Consider the following 19,361-nt stretch of genomic DNA (forward strand, 5'->3'; position numbering starts at 1 on the left):
AAAGCATTGTGACCACTCTCGATACCGATCAGCGCGAAGCCGCGCTTAAACGCATTATTGTTGCTGCAGGACAGACCGCGCTGAATTTCTTTAATTCCCGCAAGGCGGGCGAGTATCAACTCAAAGGCCATCAGGATTTTTTGACCGAAGCGGATACGCTGGTGGAAAAGATGATCCTGAATGCAATCAGTGAGGCTTTTCCTGGGGATGAGATCCTCGGTGAAGAGTCTGCCTGCCAGCCTGACAGTGCCCGGAGCCTGTGGGTGGTCGATCCCATCGACGGCACCGCTAACTTTGCCCGTGGCATTGCCCATTTCTGTGTCTGTATGGCGTGGGTACGTGACGGTGTCACTGAATTAGGGGCCATTTATAACCCGGTGAGTGAAGAACTGTACCTCGCGCGGCGCGGTCACTACGCACGTAAGAACGATCAACCGTTGCAGGCCAGCACGTTGACCGATACACAGCGTGCATCCATTGAACTGGGCTGGTCTTCGCGTCACAGTCAACGCCGCTATCTCGATGTGATGGGGGCGTTGCTGAGCCAGGGATGCAGCGTGCGGCGTGGCGGTTCGGGTGCGCTGGCACTGGCGTGGGTGGCAGAAGGCAGAACCGACGGTTATGTCGAGATGCATATGAATGCCTGGGACTGTCTGGCCGGGCTGTTGCTGGTGAACGAAGCGGGCGGGCAGACCGGTATCACGCCGGTTACCGCTGAGGGAATCTTCAACGGATTACCGGTGCTGGCGGTAGCAACAGGTATTGCGGGTGATGTGTCCCGTGCTGCGGGCATCCCGCTCGCCGCTGAAACGACGCCACCCGCTAGCGCAGCGGTTATGCACGCGCCTCGTCCCCCGATCAGCCTGATCGCTGAAGATGTTGCGGGCTGGGGGATGGATATTTACATCGGTGGATCCAGTGGCGTCAGTGATGCCGCCCTGCTGGCCGAGCATAATATCGGCGTGGTGATTAACTGTGCGGTGAATCTGGATATTGACTGGGTGAACAACCCGGAAGCCAGCGCCGCACCGCACCTGCTCACCCACGGTGCCGGTCCGGTGCGCTATTACAAACTGGGACTGATCGACGGAGAAGGCAACGCGCCGGAGATGCTGCACGCCGGATACCAGCTGATGCGCTCTGCCCTGTTGCAGCAGATCCCGGATAAAGCCTCCTATCGCAATCGCCAGCGGGGCAATATTTTGGTGAATTGTCGCGGTGGGCGCAGCCGTTCAGTGGCGTTAGTGGCGCTGTTCCTGCACCTGGAATGGCCTGAGCGCTTCCCCACCCTGGATGCTGCGATTGCGCTGATCCGCGACAAACGCCAGCTCCATAAGGACGAATGGTTCGAGACGCCAAAGCCGTCGCTGATTCGCCTGGCGGAATATGCCATTCTGCGGGAACGGGCTTTAGCTGCAATGGAAGAAGGTGATGAGCAAAAATAGTGACGGCAAGGGTGCCGGTTTTGCCAGCGCGACCGAGGTGGCGCTGCTGGCAGGGGTGTCGCGTTCAGCGGTATCACGCACGTTTACGCCGGGCCGTAGCGTGTCTGATGAGACGCGGCGTAAAGTGCTGGCTGCAGCCGAAGCGCTGAATTATCACGTGAATCATCTGGCGCGCGGCCTCTCGAAAGAGGCCAGCCGTCCGGTGTGTATTCTGGGCGGCAATCTCTCTTCTCCCTACCAGTCGAGCTTGCTGGAACACCTGACCCGCCGTCTGAATAAAGCCGGGCGCGCGGTGATGGTGATCAACACCGATGACGGTGAAGCCAGTGCCAGAGAGGCGCTACAGCAGACCCTGAAATACCGTTCCACGGCCACCATTGTGTTGTCGGGTAAGCCGCCTGCCTCACTGATCCATCTCTGTATGCAGAGCGGACAACAGGTGATTTTGATTAACCGCCTCGGGCAATTTCCCAGCGCGGATAATATTGACATTGATTACAGCTCGACCATGGGCGAAGCCTTTAACCAACTGGTGGGCGCGCAATGTCAGCGCATCGCGATGGTCTCTTCTTCCGCCCGCTCACCGAGCATGGTGATCCGTGAAACGCGCTTCCTTGAGGCCGCGGCCCAGGCGGGCGCGGAGGTTAACGTTATCCGGCCAGGCAGCACCAGCTACCAGACCGGCGTGCTGGCGGCGCATCAGTTGCTGAAGCAGGCGCAACGCCCGGACGGCGTATTCTGCGTCACTGATCTGATCGCCTGCGGTTTTATTGACGCTGCCCGCCACGAGTTTGGCCTGCGTATTCCCGAAGATATCGCGGTGATTGGTTTCGATGATATCGAACAGGCCAGTTGGCTCGGCTATCAGCTCACCACGTTCTCGCAGCCGCTGGCCGAAATGGCCGAAGCCGCCTGCCAACGCCTGCTATCCCCCTCAAGTGGGCCCACAGGAAACCAGCTCTTTGAGGCGCAGCTGGTGCGGCGGAAAACCTTGCGTTGAGTCACGGCATGATTTCCCCATGGCGAGGGCTTTTCGCTATGGGGAGACGTGTTGGCTTAAATCAGGGGCTTCGCGGAGCACGGTCCAGGTTGCATTTTTTGCACTGCCGGTGAGTGGTTTTCCAACCGTTTGAGCACCTGAAGGTGAATAGTATCCCGTTACTGTCGGTGGGTTGAGTAATACACCAAGACCATTGCATCCCGACAAGGCAATTGCAAAACTTATTATTAAAAAAACGTGCTTATTGTTCATCGTTATACCTCGCTTACTTTGCCGTCCATGTTGTAAACCGTTCTGCGCCACTGCTCATCGGGGCGGTCTACAAACCCAATCACTGGTAATGGTGACGCCCCTCCTAGAGGAGAACCACCACCATCAACCGCAATCGCGTTCCAGTTTGCGGAACAATGGATGTAATGCTGTGCAATGGTATCGAGTTCATGTTGCCTGAACTCTCCGGAAGCCCCCTGTGCGCACCTCTTTGCCCATGGCGAGAACTTTTCGCTACGGAGATACGCGTTGGCTTAAGTCAGGGGCTTCGCGTATCACGGTCCGGGTTTCATTTTTTGCGCTGCCAGTAGGAATTTTTCCTGTCATTTGAGCACCTGCCCGTGAAGATTTTCCCGTTACTGTCGGTGGATTGAGTAATACCGCAAGACCATTGCAACCCGACAAGAAAATTACACAACTGATTAAAAAAACGTGTTTTTTATTCATCGTTATACCTGAATTTTTTTCCGTCCATGTTGTAAACCGTTCTGCGCCATTGCTCATCAGGGCGGTTTACAAACCCAAAGATTTTCGAAGGTGATGCCCCTCCCCGAAGAAAATTGCCACTATCAAAGACAATCGCGTTCCAGTTTGCGGAACAATGAATGTAACTCTGCGCAATAATATCGAGTTCATCTTGGCTAAACTCTCCGGGAGCCCCCCCAGCACGCACAGCTTTCCCCATAGCAATGGCTTTTTCGCACAGGGGGAGCAGTTCATCTGAAATATCGATGTGGGTGTGATGGCTGAATGCGACGCCTGCTTCTTGTGCGGCATCGAGCATCACCCGCAGGGTTACCTTGGACCAGTCATTTTTCACCACGCGATCGCGTAGCGCCAGTGCAGCAAAACTCCGTTTTTGAGGCTGACCATAGTGATTTGAGGGCATCCTGTCATCGTGCCATGCCTCAACAGTTATCTCGTTGGTGCGAAGAATCGGAGCGATGCTTGTGAATGAGTCCAGTACAGACAGTTGTTGCTTAGCCTTATGGTAGACACGTGTTTGCTCATCGGGAAAACTTAAGGGGACCGTATTGGTTTCTGGCCGGGTTAGAAAATAATTCTCCGTCTCAACCGGTAAATATCCGCCGCCGATGTCGGAGTGCGCGCCGGGCAGCGCCAGTTCTGGCCATGCGGGTTTCACGCTGTTTAAGGCGAAATTAAACCGACACTCATTAGCGGCGACAATATGAAATACTTTTTCCGCAACGCCCGGTCTGAGGATTATTTTTGCACTCCCGGTATCCGCATTATGTGGGCTTAACCCGTTTGCTGGCGTTCCAATAGCCGCCACGGTGTCAAAGATGCCAATAAAGCGGGTCTTACCTGCCGGAGCACCGGCAAAGGTGGTGCCTGACACCCCTTCGCGGATGGCGCGTATAATGGCAGCGTCTTCTGCCTGAATGCGATTGGCGAAGTGTCTTGCCGCCGCCGCGCCACGGCTGAAGCCGAAAATATCAAACTGGAGTTTTTTGATCACAACCTCATACGCGGATAATTCAGCGTTAATCGACGTTAAGGCATTGCGTAACTTCTGAGTAATCAGCGAGATGGCTTTGTCTGTTTTTGCTACCACGCCAGTGCCGGAAATTCCAAACCCCTGACCGATGAAGTTGTCTGGCTGCCCTGCATCTGTCCCTATACCGTCAATATAAATACCGTACTGAGCTTCATTGCGCTCAAGGATGAGCTGATTGACATACAACGTGTTCAGCCAATACACATTGGTGTAATACCCCTTGTAGCTGTTTGCGCCGAGGCCGGAGACACCGAAATTATCTGTGGCGCATTTAGCAAGAATGCTCTCCGTCTCCAAATTAGTAAGGTTGTAGTCTTCTGCCAGGCACCCCTTCAGCATATTAACGGTATTGACCGCATTATTTCCGGTACCGTCAAAAAACACGCCAAGCGTTAAGGTGATTTCGCGTTTTTCTCTCTTTTTAACGGATTGGGCGCGCTGGGCGGGCTGTTGTCTTGGTACAGCGTAATACTCAGAATGCAGGCTGGCGTGAGATCCCGAGTCTCTCTGTTGCCGTGACAGGAGATCCCTGAGATGAACCTGCAAGCCCAGAGGCAGATCAGTGCAAAGGTCGCCGGATGGCGTCAGCACGCTCGAGAAGCCCATGCAGATCGTGCTTTTTTTGAGCAGAATGACATAGCCAGATTCGACGTCGTGCCACGTATCACGGAATGACTGCAGGTTATACTCTCCGTACCTTGCATGATGCCGGCTGACAAACTCGCCATAATCTTGCGGTAAATCCCAATCATTGATGATGCGGCTTCCGTCCGCTGTATAAGCGAGTTCTTGTGCTGCTGCGCTAGGGTGGGTAATAAGAGGAATGTCCTGAAGGCGGATGTCTTTTACTGCCACCGCCCGGTAATGACGAAACATAGCGATCCCTGAATGTTGCTAAATATGTCCAATCATTACACAAACCTTACAACTTGCAAGGGAATAGTCGCTATTCTGGAAGCGAGATCAACGCAGAGGAAACCCAGCCACCCGCTGAGCAACTGTAGCGTTTTGTATCTGGCGGGGTGCCAGACATACAACCGGACAAAAACGGCGATTTTGCAAACATGCCGAACACATAGCGTGGATTAAATGAACGCACTGACGTTCTTCCACCGCTATGAGGTTCCATATGAAACGATTTACCCCCTTCTTAACCGCTGGACTGCTAGCCATTTCTGCTGCCTCTTTCGCCCAGGCGACACCGGTTCACTCGGTGGTGCTGGTTCACGGTGCTTTTGCTGATGGCAGCAGTTGGGATCGGGTGATCCCCCAGCTTGAAGCGAAACACTATCAGGTGATTAGCGTACAACTGCCGCTTACCTCGTTGCAGGATGATGTGGCCGCCACGCAACGGGCGATCGATCGGGCGCAGGGGGATGTGGTGCTGGTGGGACACTCCTGGGGCGGCACGGTGATCACTCAGGCCGGTGACAACAGTAAGGTGAAATCACTGGTGTATATCGCGGCCTTTGCGCCAGAGGCTGGGCAGTCTACTGCGGCGCTGGCAGACAGTTATCCGGCTCCGGCGGGTAGCGCAGCATTGGCGAAAACGGCGGAAGGATTCCTCTATTTGCCACCGCCCGCGCTGGCGAAAAACTTTGCCCCGGATCTGCCCGCCGCACAGCAAAAATTACTGGCGGCGACACAAGGCCCCATTCGGGCAGCGGCGTTTGGCGACAAAGTGACGCAGGCCGCCTGGCAGCACAAACCTAGCTGGTATCTGGTCAGTACTCAGGATCGGATGATCAACCCGGCGCTGGAACAGGCGATGGCGAAAAAAATCCATGCGCACACCGAAACGATCCCGTCCAGTCACGTCTCAATGCTGAGCCACCCGGATAGCGTTGCCCACATCATTACTGCTGCCGTTCAGGCGCAATAAGGAGGCCATGATGTCACTGCTGATTGCTTTTCTGGCGGGCATGCTGACCCTGCTCAGCCCCTGCACGCTTCCGGTACTGCCGTTTGTCTTTGCCAGCGTACGCGGCAAAAAAATGCACTTGCTGGCACTGCTGAGCGGCATGATATTGATGTTTACGCTGGTGGCACTGCTGGTGACCGCGACCAGCCAGTGGGTGACACAAGTCACCGCCATAGGACGCTGGATTGCGCTGGGGTTTCTCAGCATTACCGCGCTGACGCTGCTTTCGACTCGCATAGCGCAGTTTATCACCCGGCCACTGGTCACACTGGGCAACCAGCTTAATGATGCCAGCCAGCAACGCAGCGATTTGCTGGCCGCGCTGCTGGCCGGGATGGCCACAGGTATGCTGTGGTCGCCCTGCGCGGGGCCAGTGCTGGGGGCGATCCTGAGCCTGGCGGTGACCTCTCAGGATGCAACGTCGGTCACTTTCCTGCTGGCCGCCTATGGCGCAGGCGCTGCGGTGATGCTGGCACTGGTCTGGTTAACCGGGCGCAGTGTGGCGGTCCGTCTGCAACCCGGCATGGCATGGATGGTGCGCCTGCGTCAGGGTGCAGGGGGATTGATGCTGGCTTCCGTGGCACTGATTGCGACGGGATCGCAAAGCCTGCTGCAAAGTACGCCCGCTGTGGCACAAAATCTGGAGCAGCATCTGAGTCAGTGGATGCGTTCCCCTACCCCCGCGGTTCGGCTACAGCCGGTATCCCTGCCCCAAGCCAGCAGCGCACTGCCTTCGCTGGCTGGCGGCACGGGATGGCTGAACGGTACAGAAGTGACACCTGAAGCGCTTAAAGGCAAGGTGGTGCTGATCGACTTCTGGACCTTTGACTGTATTAATTGCCAGCACACGCTGCCGTATGTGCGGAGTTGGGCGCAGAAGTATCAGTCTGAGGGGTTGGTGGTGATTGGGGTGCATACGCCTGAATATCCGTGGGAACGGGATGCAACGGCGGTCAACCGCGCCATTAAGCAGTGGCAATTGCCCTATCGCGTGGTGACGGACAATAACTACACCATTTGGAACCGCTTTGGTAATCAGTACTGGCCCGCACACTACCTGTTTGATGCACACGGCCAGCTTCGTTACACCGCGTTTGGCGAAGGGAACTATGCCCAACAGGAAAATGTGATCCAACAGCTACTGAAAGAAGCCCGTGCCTGATCGGGTATCAGAGGGTGCGCATCCAGGCGCACCCTCACCGTTTTTAAGGCAGGGTGATAGCGCGAGGCTCCAGGAAAGCGCTGATCCCCCATTGCCCCATCTCGCGGCCAATCCCCGAGCGACGAAAACCGCCAAACGGCGCGCGCGGTTCATGGGCCAGGGTATTAATCATCACGCGCCCGGCCAGAATTTTCTCGCCGACCTGGCACGCATGATGTTCATCCTCGCCAATGACCAGAGCGGAGAGCCCGTAATCGGTATCGTTGGCGATGGCCACCGCCTCAGCTTCATCGCGATACGTGATGATACTCAGTACCGGACCGAAGATCTCTTCACGGGCAATACGCATCGTCTGGGCCACATCGGTGAACAGCGTAGGTTTAATGTACCATCCGGCCTGTAGCCCCTCGGGTCGGCCCGTGCCGCCGGTTAACAGTCGTGCGCCTTCGGCTTCACCCAGGGCGATATAGTTTTGCACGCGCTGCCACTGCTGCTCATTCATCATCGGCCCGATGGTGGTTGTCCCCTCAGCAGGATCGCCAGAGCGCTGCTGTTCAACCGCTGCCACCAGCGCCTGTTCAAATTCGGTTTTACGCTGCGCCGGGATCAAAATACGGCTTCCGGCAATGCAGGCCTGCCCGCTGTTGAGGAAACCCGCCTGTATTGCCATCTCAGCCGCGCGCGTGGCATCGGCATCCGGCAGGATCAGGGTGGGTGATTTTCCGCCCAGTTCCAGCGTCACGCGTTTAAATGTCTCGGCGGCGGCACGCAAAATGGCCCTGCCGCTGGCGGTTGATCCAGTAAAGGAGATTTTCGCCACCTGCGGACTGGCGCTGATCGCCTGGCCGGTCGTTGCCCCCCGTCCGGTAACGATATTAAACACCCCGTCGGGTAATCCGGCACGATGCAACGCCCGGGTGATCACTTCCGTCTGTAGCACACTGAACTCGCTGGGTTTAATCACGGTCGTGCAGCCCGCAGCCAGCGCGGTAGCCAGTTTATGGCAGATAAAACCGGCGTTGCTGTTCCAGGGGGTAATTAAGCCCGCCACCCCAAGTGGCACCATCTGCACCGTTGCCCGCCCCGCCTGCTGGACAAAGGGGTAGGTTTTCAGTTCGTTGATCACCTGTAGGATCACCTCTGCCGGGTAGCTGGCCATCCAACGGGAGCGAGAAGCCGGGGCTCCGTATTCCAGCAACACCGCTTGATGCAGTTCGGCTTCTGCCTGTTTTACTGCCTGGTGCATTTTCTCCAACAGCGCAATACGTTCGCCGAGGTCGGTGCGCGAAAATGCCGGGAATGCGGCGTGCGCGGCCGCAATCGCCAGCTCAGCATCACGTTCATCCGCCAGTCGTGCTTTACCGATTACGCTCCCGTCGGCAGGTTTGATAATATCCAGCCATTCAGTGCCCTGCGGGGTGACAAAACGGCCATTAATATAGATGTGTTCGATGAGGTGCATGGGTTAACTCCTGTGATCTGTTGCAGGAAAATTAACATGCCCCCTAAACGGCGATAATCCACCGCGCCCTGCAAAGGGTATTACGCAAAACGGAATAATCAATGAACCGAAGTGGATTGAACGAACTGGATATTGTGCTGGCCGTCGCACGGCGCGGCACCTTTACCGCCGCTGCCAGCGAACTGGAGATCTCCCCTTCCGCCGTGACTAACGCCATCGCCGGGCTGGAAAAACGTCTCGGTATACGGCTGTTTAACCGGACCACCCGCAGTGTCGCGCTTACTGACGCAGGACGGCGCTATGTCGAGAAAATCGGTCCGGCCCTAGCGATGATCCGCGTTGCAGAGGAGGAGCTGGAAAGTGAGAGTCACGCGCCAGCAGGGACATTAAAGCTGAATGTCCCGCCAGAGAGCGGCTCGCTGTGGTATCCAACACTGTTGCTGCCTTTTTTGCAGCGCTATCCGCGTATTCGTGTGGATCTCTACAGCCAGCGCGAGCAGGTCGATATTGTCGCCGCTGGTTATGACGCCGGTATCCGGCTGATGGAGGATATCCCTGCGGATATGATCGCCGTACGGCTCACCGCTGAACTGCGCATGATCGTCGTCGCGTCCCCCGCGTATCTGGCTGAAGCTGGCGTGCCTGCACAGCCGGAAGCGCTAAGCGATCATCAACTCCTGTGCATGCGTATGTCTGATGGCAGCATTTACCGCTGGGACCTGATGAATCAGCAGCGTCACTACAAGCTACAGGGCGAAGCGCGCTTTGCCGCCAGCGATCTCGCCTCCGTCCACCAGGCCGCCTTGGCAGGATTGGGCATTGCCTGCTTATCAGAGCAACACGTTGCCGGAGATGTACAGGTTGGAAAGCTGGTTCATTTGTTGCCGGATTGGCAGGTCCATCTCGGCACACTGTGCTTATACTACCCCGGCCATCGCCTGGTGCCACCAGCCCTGAAGGCTCTAATCGCATTCGTGCGTGAGACTGAAAACCGTCCGCATTTGTAACGTATTGTCACTGCTCGCCGTCAGTGACACTGGCATACAAAACAGCCGGTTACGCACACAATCCACATACATCCGCGTGATTAACTCCCTCCAGTGACGTATTTATCCACTGGAGAGGTTGAGTTATGACAATGCAGCAGCAGGAAGATCGTGGCATATCCCGCCGGAAATTGATCGTAGGTTCAGCATTGGGCACGCTGGCACTGGGTATAATGGGGCGCACCGCCTCAGCCGCAGAGCGTCTGACCCAGGTGCTCAATGACGATGACGTCCATCCCTTTACCATTAACATGCCGGATTCCGCGCTGATCGACCTCAAATCGCGCTTAGTGAACACGCGCTGGCCGGATAAAGAAACGGTGGCAGACAGCTCGCAGGGGTTGCAGCTAGAAAAACTGAAATCCCTGGTCAGCTACTGGGCCAGTGACTACAACTGGCGCACCATTGAGCGCCGCCTGAATGCGCTACCGCAATATGTCACGCGGATAGAGGGCCTGACGATTCATTTCATTCACGTGCGTTCGCGCCATCCCAACGCCTTGCCGTTGATCCTCACCCACGGCTGGCCGGGTTCGATCCTGGAATTTATCAAAGTGATCGCCCCGTTGGCCGATCCTGTGGCGCACGGTGGCAGTGCCGCAGAGGCTTTCGACCTGATTATCCCGTCCATCCCCGGATATGGTTTTTCACAACGCCCCACAGACACCGGCTGGAAGCCAGACCGGGTCGCCGCAATGTGGGACACGCTCGTTAAAAGGCTGGGCTATCGTGAATATGTTTCTCAGGGCGGCGATCACGGCTCGGTGATCTCTACCGCGCTGGGCCGTCTGGCACCCAGAGGTTTGCTGGGGATTCATCTGACCATGCCCGCAACGGTGCCTGGCGATCTGATCCCGGCGATTAATGAAGGGTTGCCTGTGCCACGTCCACTCTCTGCGCCAGAGCAGCGCGCGTTTGATAAGCTCTCACACTTTTTCACTCGTAATGCGGCCTATGGCGCGATGATGGTGACTCGCCCACAAACCATTGGGTATGCGCTGAATGATTCCCCGGCCGGTATGGCAGCCTGGTCTTATGACAAAATCGCCCAGTGGACTGACAGCAACGGTGAGCCGGAACACGTATTAAGCCGGGATGAGATTCTGGATGATTTGTCGCTCTACTGGCTGACGGACACATCAACGTCCGCTGCGCGCTTCTACTGGGAAAACAACAATAATAATTTCAGTTCGGCAACACAAAAGACCCACGATGTGAAGGTACCGGTGGCGATCAGCGTGTTCCCCGGCGAAATCTACCAGGCACCAGAAAGCTGGTCACAGGCGGCATTCCCGACCCTGAACTACTACCGTACCGTCACAAAAGGTGGCCACTTTGCTGCGTGGGAACAACCGGCGCTGTTCAGTGAAGAGATGCGCAACGCATTCCGTAAGCTGCGGTCAAGAACGTGAGTTGACGCGATATCGGGCGAGAGCATGGCGCTTTCGCCCGAAACAACAGGCTCTGTGGTCAGATTACAACGATTTCCAGGTCGGTAATTTTTTACGCTTTTTCGTCCGCCATTGCATTCCCGCCATCGCCAACCCGAAGAGTAGCCCTGTGAGCAGTGAAATCAGCACCGCTGCCAGCGGTAAAATGCCACGATGCTGCCAGTCCATCCACCACATCGTCATGCCCCACCCCAGCGCAAAAAAGAGGCCAAACAGCAGCACCTCTAAGGCAAACGGGGCAAAAAGCGGCGGTGGAATATGAACCCCTAATCGCCACAGCAGGCGGTAGAGAAAAGGTTCACTGTTTCGCACGCCTGCGGCATTCAGCAATGCAATCGCCTGGTTTTTCTTGCGGATAAATTCTGTATCCCTACTCATCCCGTGATGCTCCTTTCTGGGGGTAAAAGCGCGTTGGTTGATATTTCCCGCCTGTCCTGAGCGATGGATCTTAACGCGTGAAACGGCGGTTTTAACGGGCTAATCTTGACATAAAACATGAAGTTTATTTATCTTTTTCTGGTCAAAACAGACTCATCACCGACAGGGAAAGGGATTTAACCCTCATCACGTCTGGAGATTATTTTTGATGTTTTCCCTTTTCTTAATAAACAATTACTGAGCAAGAGTAATGCCACGCTCTCTGTTCAGGCAACAAGGAAGTACCATGTCATCGAGAACAAACGTCATTACAGGAATAAAAAATATTAATCATCTTGTCAGGTTTCTTGCTAACAGTCAGGGACTGTCTCTTCGGGGACTGACATGAAGCCGGTTTTGACAAAACGCGGGGTCGCTGAGTTGCTGCTGTTTTGCGTCGCGGCGGGCTGGGGCATTGGTTTCCCGGTAATGAAAATAGTGGTGAATGATTATCCCGTCATGATGGTACTGGGGCTGCGCTTTCTGCTTTCCGCACTCTTGATGCTGCCGTTTAGCCTGAAAAAGCTGAGTAAAATACCACCGCAAACGCTGTTGGCAGGCGTGTTGTTGGGTTTGCTGCTCGGGGGTTCGTTTATCTTCCTGATTTATGGACTGCAACGGACAACCGCGTCAAATACCGGCTTCCTCGCGGGACTAAGTGTTATTTGGGTTCTGCTACTTACCGGCCCATTAGGCGGTAAACGGCCCTCATGTGAAGCGATGCTGGCGACACTGTTTGGCGTCGCGGGTTTGTATTTGATGGCGGATATCCATGGCTTGCAACTCCATTTGGGCGATGGCTTAGTGGTGATCGGGTCACTGTTTACTGCGGTGCATATTTTAGCGCTCGATCGCTTTTGTGCCCGTCATGACACGATGACGCTGACCTTTTTGCAAATCGCGACCATGGCAGTGATGTTTATCGGACTGCAAGCCATCAGCGGTGGGGAGGTCATGCCACATGCCTGGAGTGGGAAACTCATCATCGCCCTGGGGGTAACGGCACTCTTTTCCACTGTCATTGCTTTCTGGGTTCAGACCCACTATCAACGACATACCACGCCGACACGCGCCATCCTGATTTATAATTTGGAGCCGGTTTTTTCCGCCTTGTTTGCCCTCTGGCTACTGCGTGAAACGCTCTCTGCCAACGTCATCCTCGGTGGTGGGCTGATTTTGCTGGGCATGTGCATACCGGGTGTTTTAAAGACCTTTACTCAGCGCTACCGTAAATCCAGTAACGCCGAAACGGAGTGGGAAGGATAGCGATGGATTGTCATGCCCGAATGTTTTATTCGGGCGATGGCAATCAGGCAGCGTGCGGTATCCACCTTATTAAAGGTGACGACAATTTAGATTGTTATTTAAATGTTATTTAAACAGGTGCGGCACCTGGATTTTGCAGAAGTTCGCCAACCGCTTTTTTAAGTGATGGACTATTCTCTGAATCATTGAGCAGCACACGATTAAAATAGTCGCACCACTCTGGTTTACCATGAAAACGTCTTCTGATTTGGCCGGGGGTGAATTTCACCGTTTTTTTGAAAATACGGGTGAAAACCTGCTGATTGTTGAAACCATTACTGAGCGCAATATCCATGATTTTCATGTCGGTCAGTATGATTTGTTGAATAGACTTCTGTACTCTCACATGCCTGATGTACTGTGCCAGCGTTATGCCGACCACTTCCTGAAATTTCTTCTGAAAATACCAATGGCTGTAACCACTGCGTTGCGTTACTGATACAACATTGATGTCATCCGTATAGTTATGATTTATCCATCCGGTCATCTCTTTAATTACATGGTTTATCAAACTGCAGGCGTTAACATCGGGGTGTTCGTCAAACATTACATTTGTCCGGGAAATAACATAGCGGGGATACTACCAGAACAAAAATGGTTTTAAAGTTTTTTATCAATGAAAAGACGATATATATAAATTAGAATATTAGAAATCTAATCATATTAAATCTTAATATTTATATTGTCAGATAACAGCGGGCTTATGCCCGCTGCAATATGACTCACTCGGCGGTATCCAGAGACGCGTGCGTCAACGTATTAAATACGCTTTGTAGCTTGTTGCAGGTCTCAACACGGATCACATCTTCCAGTTTGCTGAGCTGCCGGATGATTTGCTCCAGATCGCCACTCTCTCTGACCTGCAAAAGGATGGTACTGGTGCGGTTGTCTTCCGCTGGCACACACACGATGCCTTCAAGGTTGAAGGCACGGCGTGAAAACAGGCCACAGATATGCGACATCGTACCGGGATGGTTATGAACCTGCAGACGCAGCGTTTCGAAATTTCCTGGTTGCATTCCTTAACCTCCAATCATGTCTGTGTTGGCAGCGCCTGGCGCGACCATAGGATAAACTTTCTCGTTCACATCAATACGGGCATGGATAAATGCCGGCCCAGGCGTTTGAATGGCATCTTCCAGGGCTTTCACCGGGTCCGCCTGGGTGTTGAGATCCACCGTGTGGAAACCAAACCCTTCAGCAATTTTCAGGAAATCCACTTCATGGCGGTAACCGGAAGCGAACAGGTTTTTGCCATAGAACAGCTCCTGCTGCTGGTGCACCAGACCAAGCGCATTGTTGTTCATCAGAATGACTTTGAGGTTGGTTTTTTCTTCCACCGCCGTGGCCAGTTCCTGAATGTTCATCATGATGCTGCCGTCACCGGTGAAGCACAGAATGGTCGCGTCGGGTTTCTGAAGCGCTGCGCCAATCGCCGCTGGCAAACCAAAGCCCATCGTGCCCAGACCACCGGAAGTGAGCAGCTGACGCGGCGTATCCAGCGGATAAGACTGGGCGACCCACATCTGATGCTGGCCTACATCCGTCACCACGTGGACCTCGCCGCTGGCCACTTGTGCGCAGGCACGAATCAAACCGTAATGGCTGAGGGGATCGTCGATATCCGGTGTCTGCAGCGGGAATTCCTGCTTCATATGATTAACGTAGGTGTTCCACTCCTGGCGGGATGCCTGCGCGATCTGGGCGTTAAGGCTGGTCAGGAAGGTTTTCACATCGCCCTGAATTTCCAGCTCAGGTCGGCGGATTTTGCCCAGTTCCGCATTATCAATATCGATATGCACGACTTTGGCGTTCGGGCAGAACTCGGAAGCCTTACCGATCGCGCGGTCATCGAAACGCGCCCCCATCACGAACAGCAGATCCGCTTTTTCCATGACGTAGTTGGTGGCACGGGTGCCGTGCATCCCCAGCATCCCGAGATACAGCGGGTGATCGGTAGGAATAGTGCCCAGGCCCATCAGGGTCGTGACCACTGGCGCATCGGCTTTTTCAGCAAAACGCACCGCCAGTTCAGAGGCCTCTCCGGTAATGATGCCACCGCCAAAATAGAGGATGGGTGCCGTTGACTGCGCCAGCATCTCCAGCGCGGCCGCTACCGTCGTCTGTGGAATTTCAGGCTCCGGGGAGATCGCAACCGGCTGGTAGGGCGCATCCAGCTCAATCTTCGCCAACTGCACATCTTTGGGGATATCCACCCACACTGGACCCGGTCTGCCGCTGGTGGCGATTCGGAACGCTTCTGACATCACATGTGGCAGGTCGGCGATATTGCGCACGAGGAAGTTATGTTTGGTCACCGGAATGGAGATGCCGTAGGTATCCACTTCCTGGAAAGCATCGGTGCCGATCATGGCGGTGGAGACTTGGGCGGTAATACAAATGAGGGGGATGGAATCGAGCTTGGCGTCGGCAATTGCCGTGATGAGGTTGGTGGCACCGGGACCGCTGGAAGCCAGACAAACGCCGGGTTTTCCGCTGGCCCTCGCCATGCCCTGGGCGATAAATCCTGCGCCCTGCTCATGCCTTGCCAGCACGTGGCGGATAGTTTTACTGCGGGCGAAGGCGTCATATAACGGCAATGCTGCACCGCCGGGAATACCGGCAACAATGCTTATGCCATGTTGTTCGAGGATGTGAACGGTAAGTTCAGCGCCAGTAAATTGCATAGGTGACCTTTAACAAGGCCGATGCTGGGCGGGTTACCCGCCAGAGTTGCACCGGCGGGTTTAATAATTCTTTCCCTACGGCGCAGGCATAATCACCACGACTAGCACGGTGACGACGTTGATCTGCACAGCAGTAAGGAAACGGTTCATTTTTAGAGGTAAGACCCTTTGTTAATGTGCTTTTAACTTAACACCACTTTTCCAGCTTGGAAAGCCTCTTTATCGCGCAAAAATGACATGGCGTTATAGTAATACCGTTAAATCTTATATAAGCATCCATAAACTTAATCAGTAAAACGCGCAGCCACTGGTTGGGTATGATCTCACCAGTATTTTTTACCGGTGTAATGTGACAGCTTGCAGCATGAACAACAAACATCACAACACATTGATAAAAATGAAAATTAATGGATTATCTTGTCTTTTACCATCGCATTTCGTTGTAAAAGCCATCAATCAGAAACAATGTGTAAATTTTAACCCGCATTTATTTCACTCCCAACCAGCAAAATACTGTTAACAAAAATTAATGAAACACCATGAGCGACGATGTTTCCCGTTAATACCCTTGGTTTAAACAGGCCTTTATCAACCTCGCGTCAATAACCCGCAAATTATGCGACCTGCCGTGCCAGATCTCACCGGATGAGAAAGACACAGATGTTACAAAGTCGCAACATCGTGCGCATTGAGAACGGCTATACCTTGTTATGTCCGAGGACACTTACCCTGTAACTACTTATAAAATAAGGAATAGCCCGATGAACAAACTGACTCGCAGAAGCTTTATGGCCTTTGCCGCAGGCGGTACGGTGGCGCTCGCCGCTGGTCAGGTACACGCGCATGATAATTCTGTGACCACCTTCCCCGCGGGTTCAGTCTCTGGCGGCAGAGACCCCGGTCCGCACGATCCCACCAGAGAGGCGGAAAACCCGGATATTGTGAACCCACCCGCCACAGACAGCGGTACACTGCCGAATCTCAGATACTCTTTCAGCGATGCCCATGTACGCAAAGGCAGCGGTGGCTGGACGCGACAGGTGACAGAGCGTGAATTGGCGATCTCCACCACCATTGCCGGTGTTGATATGCGCCTGGATGCAGGGGGCATTCGCGAGCTGCACTGGCATAAAGAGGGGGAATGGGCCTATATGACTTACGGCAATGCGCGCGTCACCGCATTTGATACCGAAGGCAGATGGTTTGTGGATGACATCGGCGTGGGTGATTTATGGTATTTTCCGCCCGGCATTCCCCACTCAATTCAGGGACTGGGGCCGGATGGCTGTGAGTTTCTGCTGGCCTTTGATGATGGTAACTTCGACGAAGACAGTACCTTCTTGCTCTCTGACTGGTTTAAGCACATTCCGCCAGAAGTGCTGGCAAAAAACTTTTCGCTGCCCGTGTCCACATTTTCCAACCTTCCCTCCCCTTCTGATGAATACATTTTTGCCGGGCAAGTACCGGGCAGCTTAGCTTCTGACAGTATTTCCGGCGCGAAGAAATCGACGCTGCAATTCACGCACCGCATGCTGGCACAAGACCCGATCAAGGCAACCGGTGGCACCGTGCGCATCACCGACTCCTCAACGTTCCAGATTTCTAAAACCATCGCGGCGGCGCTGGTAGAGATTGAACCGGGAGGATTGCGTGAGCTGCACTGGCACCCGAACAATGACGAGTGGCAGTACTATTTAGAAGGCGAAGGTCGCATGGGGGTATTTGCGTCCTCGGGACAGGCTCGCACCTTTGATTATCGCGCGGGAGATGTGGGCTATGTGCCGTTTGCCATGGGCCACTATATCGAGAACACCGGCAAAGGGCCGTTGCGCTTCCTTGAGCTGTTTAAAAGTGATTACTATGCCGATATCTCACTGAATCAGTGGCTGGCCAATACCCCGCCCGCGTTAGTGAAGCAGCATCTCAAGCTGGATGATGCCTTTATGCAGGCGCTGTCGCTGGAGAAAAATCCGGTGGTGAAATAGGTGATTTCAGCCCCGCCAGTGCGCGGGGCTGTGGGTCAGCGGTATTAGGCTTCCAGTCCTGCGTTATGCATGCCACGGCGCAGGGTGAAGTTAACCCCCATGGTCAGGAATGGATCGGGTGGATTCCATTCAGGCTTCGGCAACGACAGCAGATACTCGATGGTGTCGTTGTTTTTCCCGGCCAGCCAGTCAGCCAGCATGGTGCCCATTGCGGTACAACGCACGGTGCCAAGGCCATTACAACCCAGCGCACCATAGACATTTTTACGCAGCTCACCCCACAGGCTTGAACCGTTGCGTGTCATCCCCAAACCACCGCCCCAGGTGTGTTCGAACGGCACGTCTTTCAGTGTCGGATAACGGCGCTCGAATGACTGGCGATGCGTATGACGATACTTCTCGGTATAACCTGGTTTGTGACGACCGTCTGCATTAAAGCTGAAGCTGTTACGGATCAAAATACGGTTATCGTGCGTGCGGCGCGATGTCGTGCCAAATGGATCGGCCGGGATAATCCCCCAGAAGTCCTGTCCACCAATGCTGTCCTGTTCAGACTTGGTCAGTGGGCGTGTCAGGCTGCCGTAAGTGAAGATCGGGAAGATGGTACGTGGGCCAAAGCCAAAATGCGTACCAAAGGCGTTGTTTGCCAGAATCAGTTTGTCCGCATGGATTCGGCCCGTTGCGTGGTGCAGCACGATCTCTGGCTCATACTCAATGGCGGTGATGACCGTATCTTCATACAGCGTCACGTTTTCTGGCAACGTATCTGCCAGGCCTTTCACCAGACCGGAAGGCTGAACCAGAATGGTGCCCGGCGTATACAACGCTTTGCGATAGAAGGAGGTGCCGAAGATATCTTTCAGCTCGCTACCTTCAATCAGCTTGCATTTCTCACCCAGCGCTTCCAGACCACCACGATAGGCATTAAGTACCGCAATCCCGCTATCTTCCACGGCCGCCTGATATTTACCGGAATGACGCATATGCGCATCGGTAATATTGTGCTCTTCCACCAGATCTTTCAGGATGCGCTGACCGGTTTGGTTGAGGTTGAGGATACTGCGGGCCGTAGTTTTATCACCGATGTAATCTGGCGCACTGATATCGTGCGGCACATCAATCAGGAAGCCAGCATTACGGCCTGAAGTGCCAAAACCGACCTGTTGTGCTTCAACCAGAATCACCTGGTCATCCGGGAAATTCAGTGCCAGGCGGCGTGCAGCCGCCAGTCCGGCAAAGCCACCACCAATCACCACCCAAGGGGCTTTCGCATCACCCACCAGGGCAGGTTTTGGAATGCGCTTTTGGCTGGTATGGAACCAGCCTGGCATTGGATCGTCCGAGGGCAATGCATCGATACGCAGCAGTGTTGAAGGATCTTTTGGCAGATTATCCGTTAAGAGAGAGGCACTTCCTCCCACCGCCACCACACCTGCACCAATACCGGTGCCAACCAACAGTTTTCTTCGGGAAATACCCATGAATGCTTTCCTCCCTGGTTAGGGACCGAGGTAAAGATAAACAGCTAGACATAAAAATTGCGCCTTTGCTGGCACACTTTTATACCCACAATATTCATCATGTATACTGTGCGTATACATGTTGCGGGCAAGTATGTCAGTTTGTGAAATCATGTCAAGATTGTTACATCATTTAATATCCTGACACTTAATGTGCATATACCTGAATGT

At 54.2% G+C, this 19,361-nt stretch carries 15 protein-coding genes; 8 read left to right on the forward strand and 7 right to left on the reverse strand.

What is annotated here, in order from left to right; genetic code table 11:
- Window positions 1–8: 8 nt before the first annotated feature.
- Both F3J40_RS07625 and F3J40_RS07630 read left to right on the forward strand, forming a co-directional pair.
- A complete protein-coding gene (locus F3J40_RS07625) occupies window positions 9–1,445 on the forward strand; it encodes an inositol monophosphatase family protein (RefSeq protein ID WP_167013400.1) in 1,437 nt (478 codons plus the stop codon).
- Window positions 1,432–2,445: a LacI family DNA-binding transcriptional regulator gene (locus tag F3J40_RS07630; protein WP_167013402.1), complete on the forward strand. Its 1,014-nt coding sequence runs from the start codon at window positions 1,432–1,434 to the stop codon at window positions 2,443–2,445. Before F3J40_RS07625 ends, F3J40_RS07630 begins: the two co-directional genes overlap by 14 nt.
- 709 nt (window positions 2,446–3,154) lie before the next feature.
- On the opposite strand, the gene F3J40_RS07635 is transcribed toward F3J40_RS07630, so the two are convergent.
- Window positions 3,155–5,110: a phospholipase effector Tle1 domain-containing protein gene (locus F3J40_RS07635; RefSeq protein ID WP_167013404.1), complete on the reverse strand. Its 1,956-nt coding sequence runs from the start codon at window positions 5,108–5,110 to the stop codon at window positions 3,155–3,157.
- 253 nt (window positions 5,111–5,363) lie between these two features.
- Between F3J40_RS07635 and F3J40_RS07640 the strand changes: the two genes are divergently transcribed.
- Together F3J40_RS07640 and F3J40_RS07645 are read left to right on the forward strand one after the other, a co-directional pair.
- Window positions 5,364–6,116 carry an alpha/beta fold hydrolase gene (locus F3J40_RS07640; RefSeq protein ID WP_167013406.1) on the forward strand — a complete coding sequence of 251 codons (753 nt, stop codon included), beginning with the start codon at window positions 5,364–5,366 and terminating at the stop codon, window positions 6,114–6,116.
- Between the two features lie 10 nt (window positions 6,117–6,126).
- Complete coding sequence (locus tag F3J40_RS07645; protein ID WP_167013823.1) at window positions 6,127–7,317, forward strand: cytochrome c biogenesis protein/redoxin; 1,191 nt, start codon at window positions 6,127–6,129, stop codon at window positions 7,315–7,317.
- A gap of 43 nt (window positions 7,318–7,360) precedes the next feature.
- Here the strand turns inward: F3J40_RS07645 and F3J40_RS07650 are convergent, their stop codons facing one another.
- Window positions 7,361–8,779, reverse strand: coding sequence for an aldehyde dehydrogenase family protein (locus tag F3J40_RS07650; RefSeq protein ID WP_167013408.1), 1,419 nt, complete (start codon window positions 8,777–8,779; stop codon window positions 7,361–7,363).
- A gap of 101 nt (window positions 8,780–8,880) precedes the next feature.
- On the opposite strand from F3J40_RS07650, the gene F3J40_RS07655 reads away from it, so the two are divergent.
- Both F3J40_RS07655 and F3J40_RS07660 read left to right on the forward strand, forming a co-directional pair.
- Entirely contained in the window at window positions 8,881–9,786 is a 906-nt protein-coding gene (locus tag F3J40_RS07655; RefSeq protein WP_167013410.1) for a LysR family transcriptional regulator, read from the forward strand.
- Window positions 9,787–9,911: 125 nt separating this feature from the next.
- A complete protein-coding gene (locus F3J40_RS07660; RefSeq protein ID WP_167013412.1) occupies window positions 9,912–11,237 on the forward strand; it encodes an epoxide hydrolase family protein in 1,326 nt (441 codons plus the stop codon).
- A 63-nt stretch (window positions 11,238–11,300) separates the two neighbouring features.
- On the opposite strand, the gene F3J40_RS07665 is transcribed toward F3J40_RS07660, so the two are convergent.
- Window positions 11,301–11,654 (reverse strand): DUF6404 family protein, encoded by a 354-nt coding sequence (locus F3J40_RS07665; protein ID WP_167013414.1) that lies wholly within the window; start codon window positions 11,652–11,654, stop codon window positions 11,301–11,303.
- A gap of 384 nt (window positions 11,655–12,038) precedes the next feature.
- Here F3J40_RS07665 and F3J40_RS07670 point away from each other — a divergent pair, with 384 nt between their 5' ends.
- On the forward strand, window positions 12,039–12,959 hold the full coding sequence (locus F3J40_RS07670; RefSeq protein WP_167013416.1) for a DMT family transporter: 921 nt from the start codon (window positions 12,039–12,041) through the stop codon (window positions 12,957–12,959).
- A gap of 109 nt (window positions 12,960–13,068) precedes the next feature.
- Here F3J40_RS07670 and F3J40_RS07675 read toward each other — a convergent pair whose 3' ends face one another.
- From F3J40_RS07675 to ilvB, 3 genes are all read right to left on the reverse strand, one after another.
- Window positions 13,069–13,545, reverse strand: a complete 477-nt coding sequence (locus F3J40_RS07675) for a helix-turn-helix transcriptional regulator (RefSeq protein WP_167013418.1) — start codon at window positions 13,543–13,545, stop codon at window positions 13,069–13,071.
- Between the two features lie 175 nt (window positions 13,546–13,720).
- Window positions 13,721–14,017 (reverse strand): ACT domain-containing protein, encoded by a 297-nt coding sequence (locus tag F3J40_RS07680; protein ID WP_167013420.1) that lies wholly within the window; start codon window positions 14,015–14,017, stop codon window positions 13,721–13,723.
- 3 nt (window positions 14,018–14,020) lie between these two features.
- Window positions 14,021–15,685 carry an acetolactate synthase large subunit gene (gene ilvB / locus F3J40_RS07685; RefSeq protein ID WP_167013422.1) on the reverse strand — a complete coding sequence of 555 codons (1,665 nt, stop codon included), beginning with the start codon at window positions 15,683–15,685 and terminating at the stop codon, window positions 14,021–14,023.
- 761 nt (window positions 15,686–16,446) lie between these two features.
- Here ilvB and F3J40_RS07690 point away from each other — a divergent pair.
- On the forward strand, window positions 16,447–17,670 hold the full coding sequence (locus F3J40_RS07690) for an oxalate decarboxylase family bicupin (RefSeq protein ID WP_167013424.1): 1,224 nt from the start codon (window positions 16,447–16,449) through the stop codon (window positions 17,668–17,670).
- Window positions 17,671–17,714: 44 nt separating this feature from the next.
- On the opposite strand, the gene F3J40_RS07695 is transcribed toward F3J40_RS07690, so the two are convergent.
- The gene (locus F3J40_RS07695) at window positions 17,715–19,151 is read right to left on the reverse strand and encodes an NAD(P)/FAD-dependent oxidoreductase (protein WP_205297245.1); all 1,437 of its coding nucleotides are present in this window, start codon (window positions 19,149–19,151) and stop codon (window positions 17,715–17,717) included.
- Between the last annotated feature and the right edge of the window lie 210 nt (window positions 19,152–19,361).

It is taken from the genome of Candidatus Pantoea multigeneris (genome assembly GCF_011752615.1).
In the GTDB taxonomy this organism is placed as follows: Bacteria; Pseudomonadota; Gammaproteobacteria; order Enterobacterales; family Enterobacteriaceae; genus Pantoea; species Pantoea multigeneris.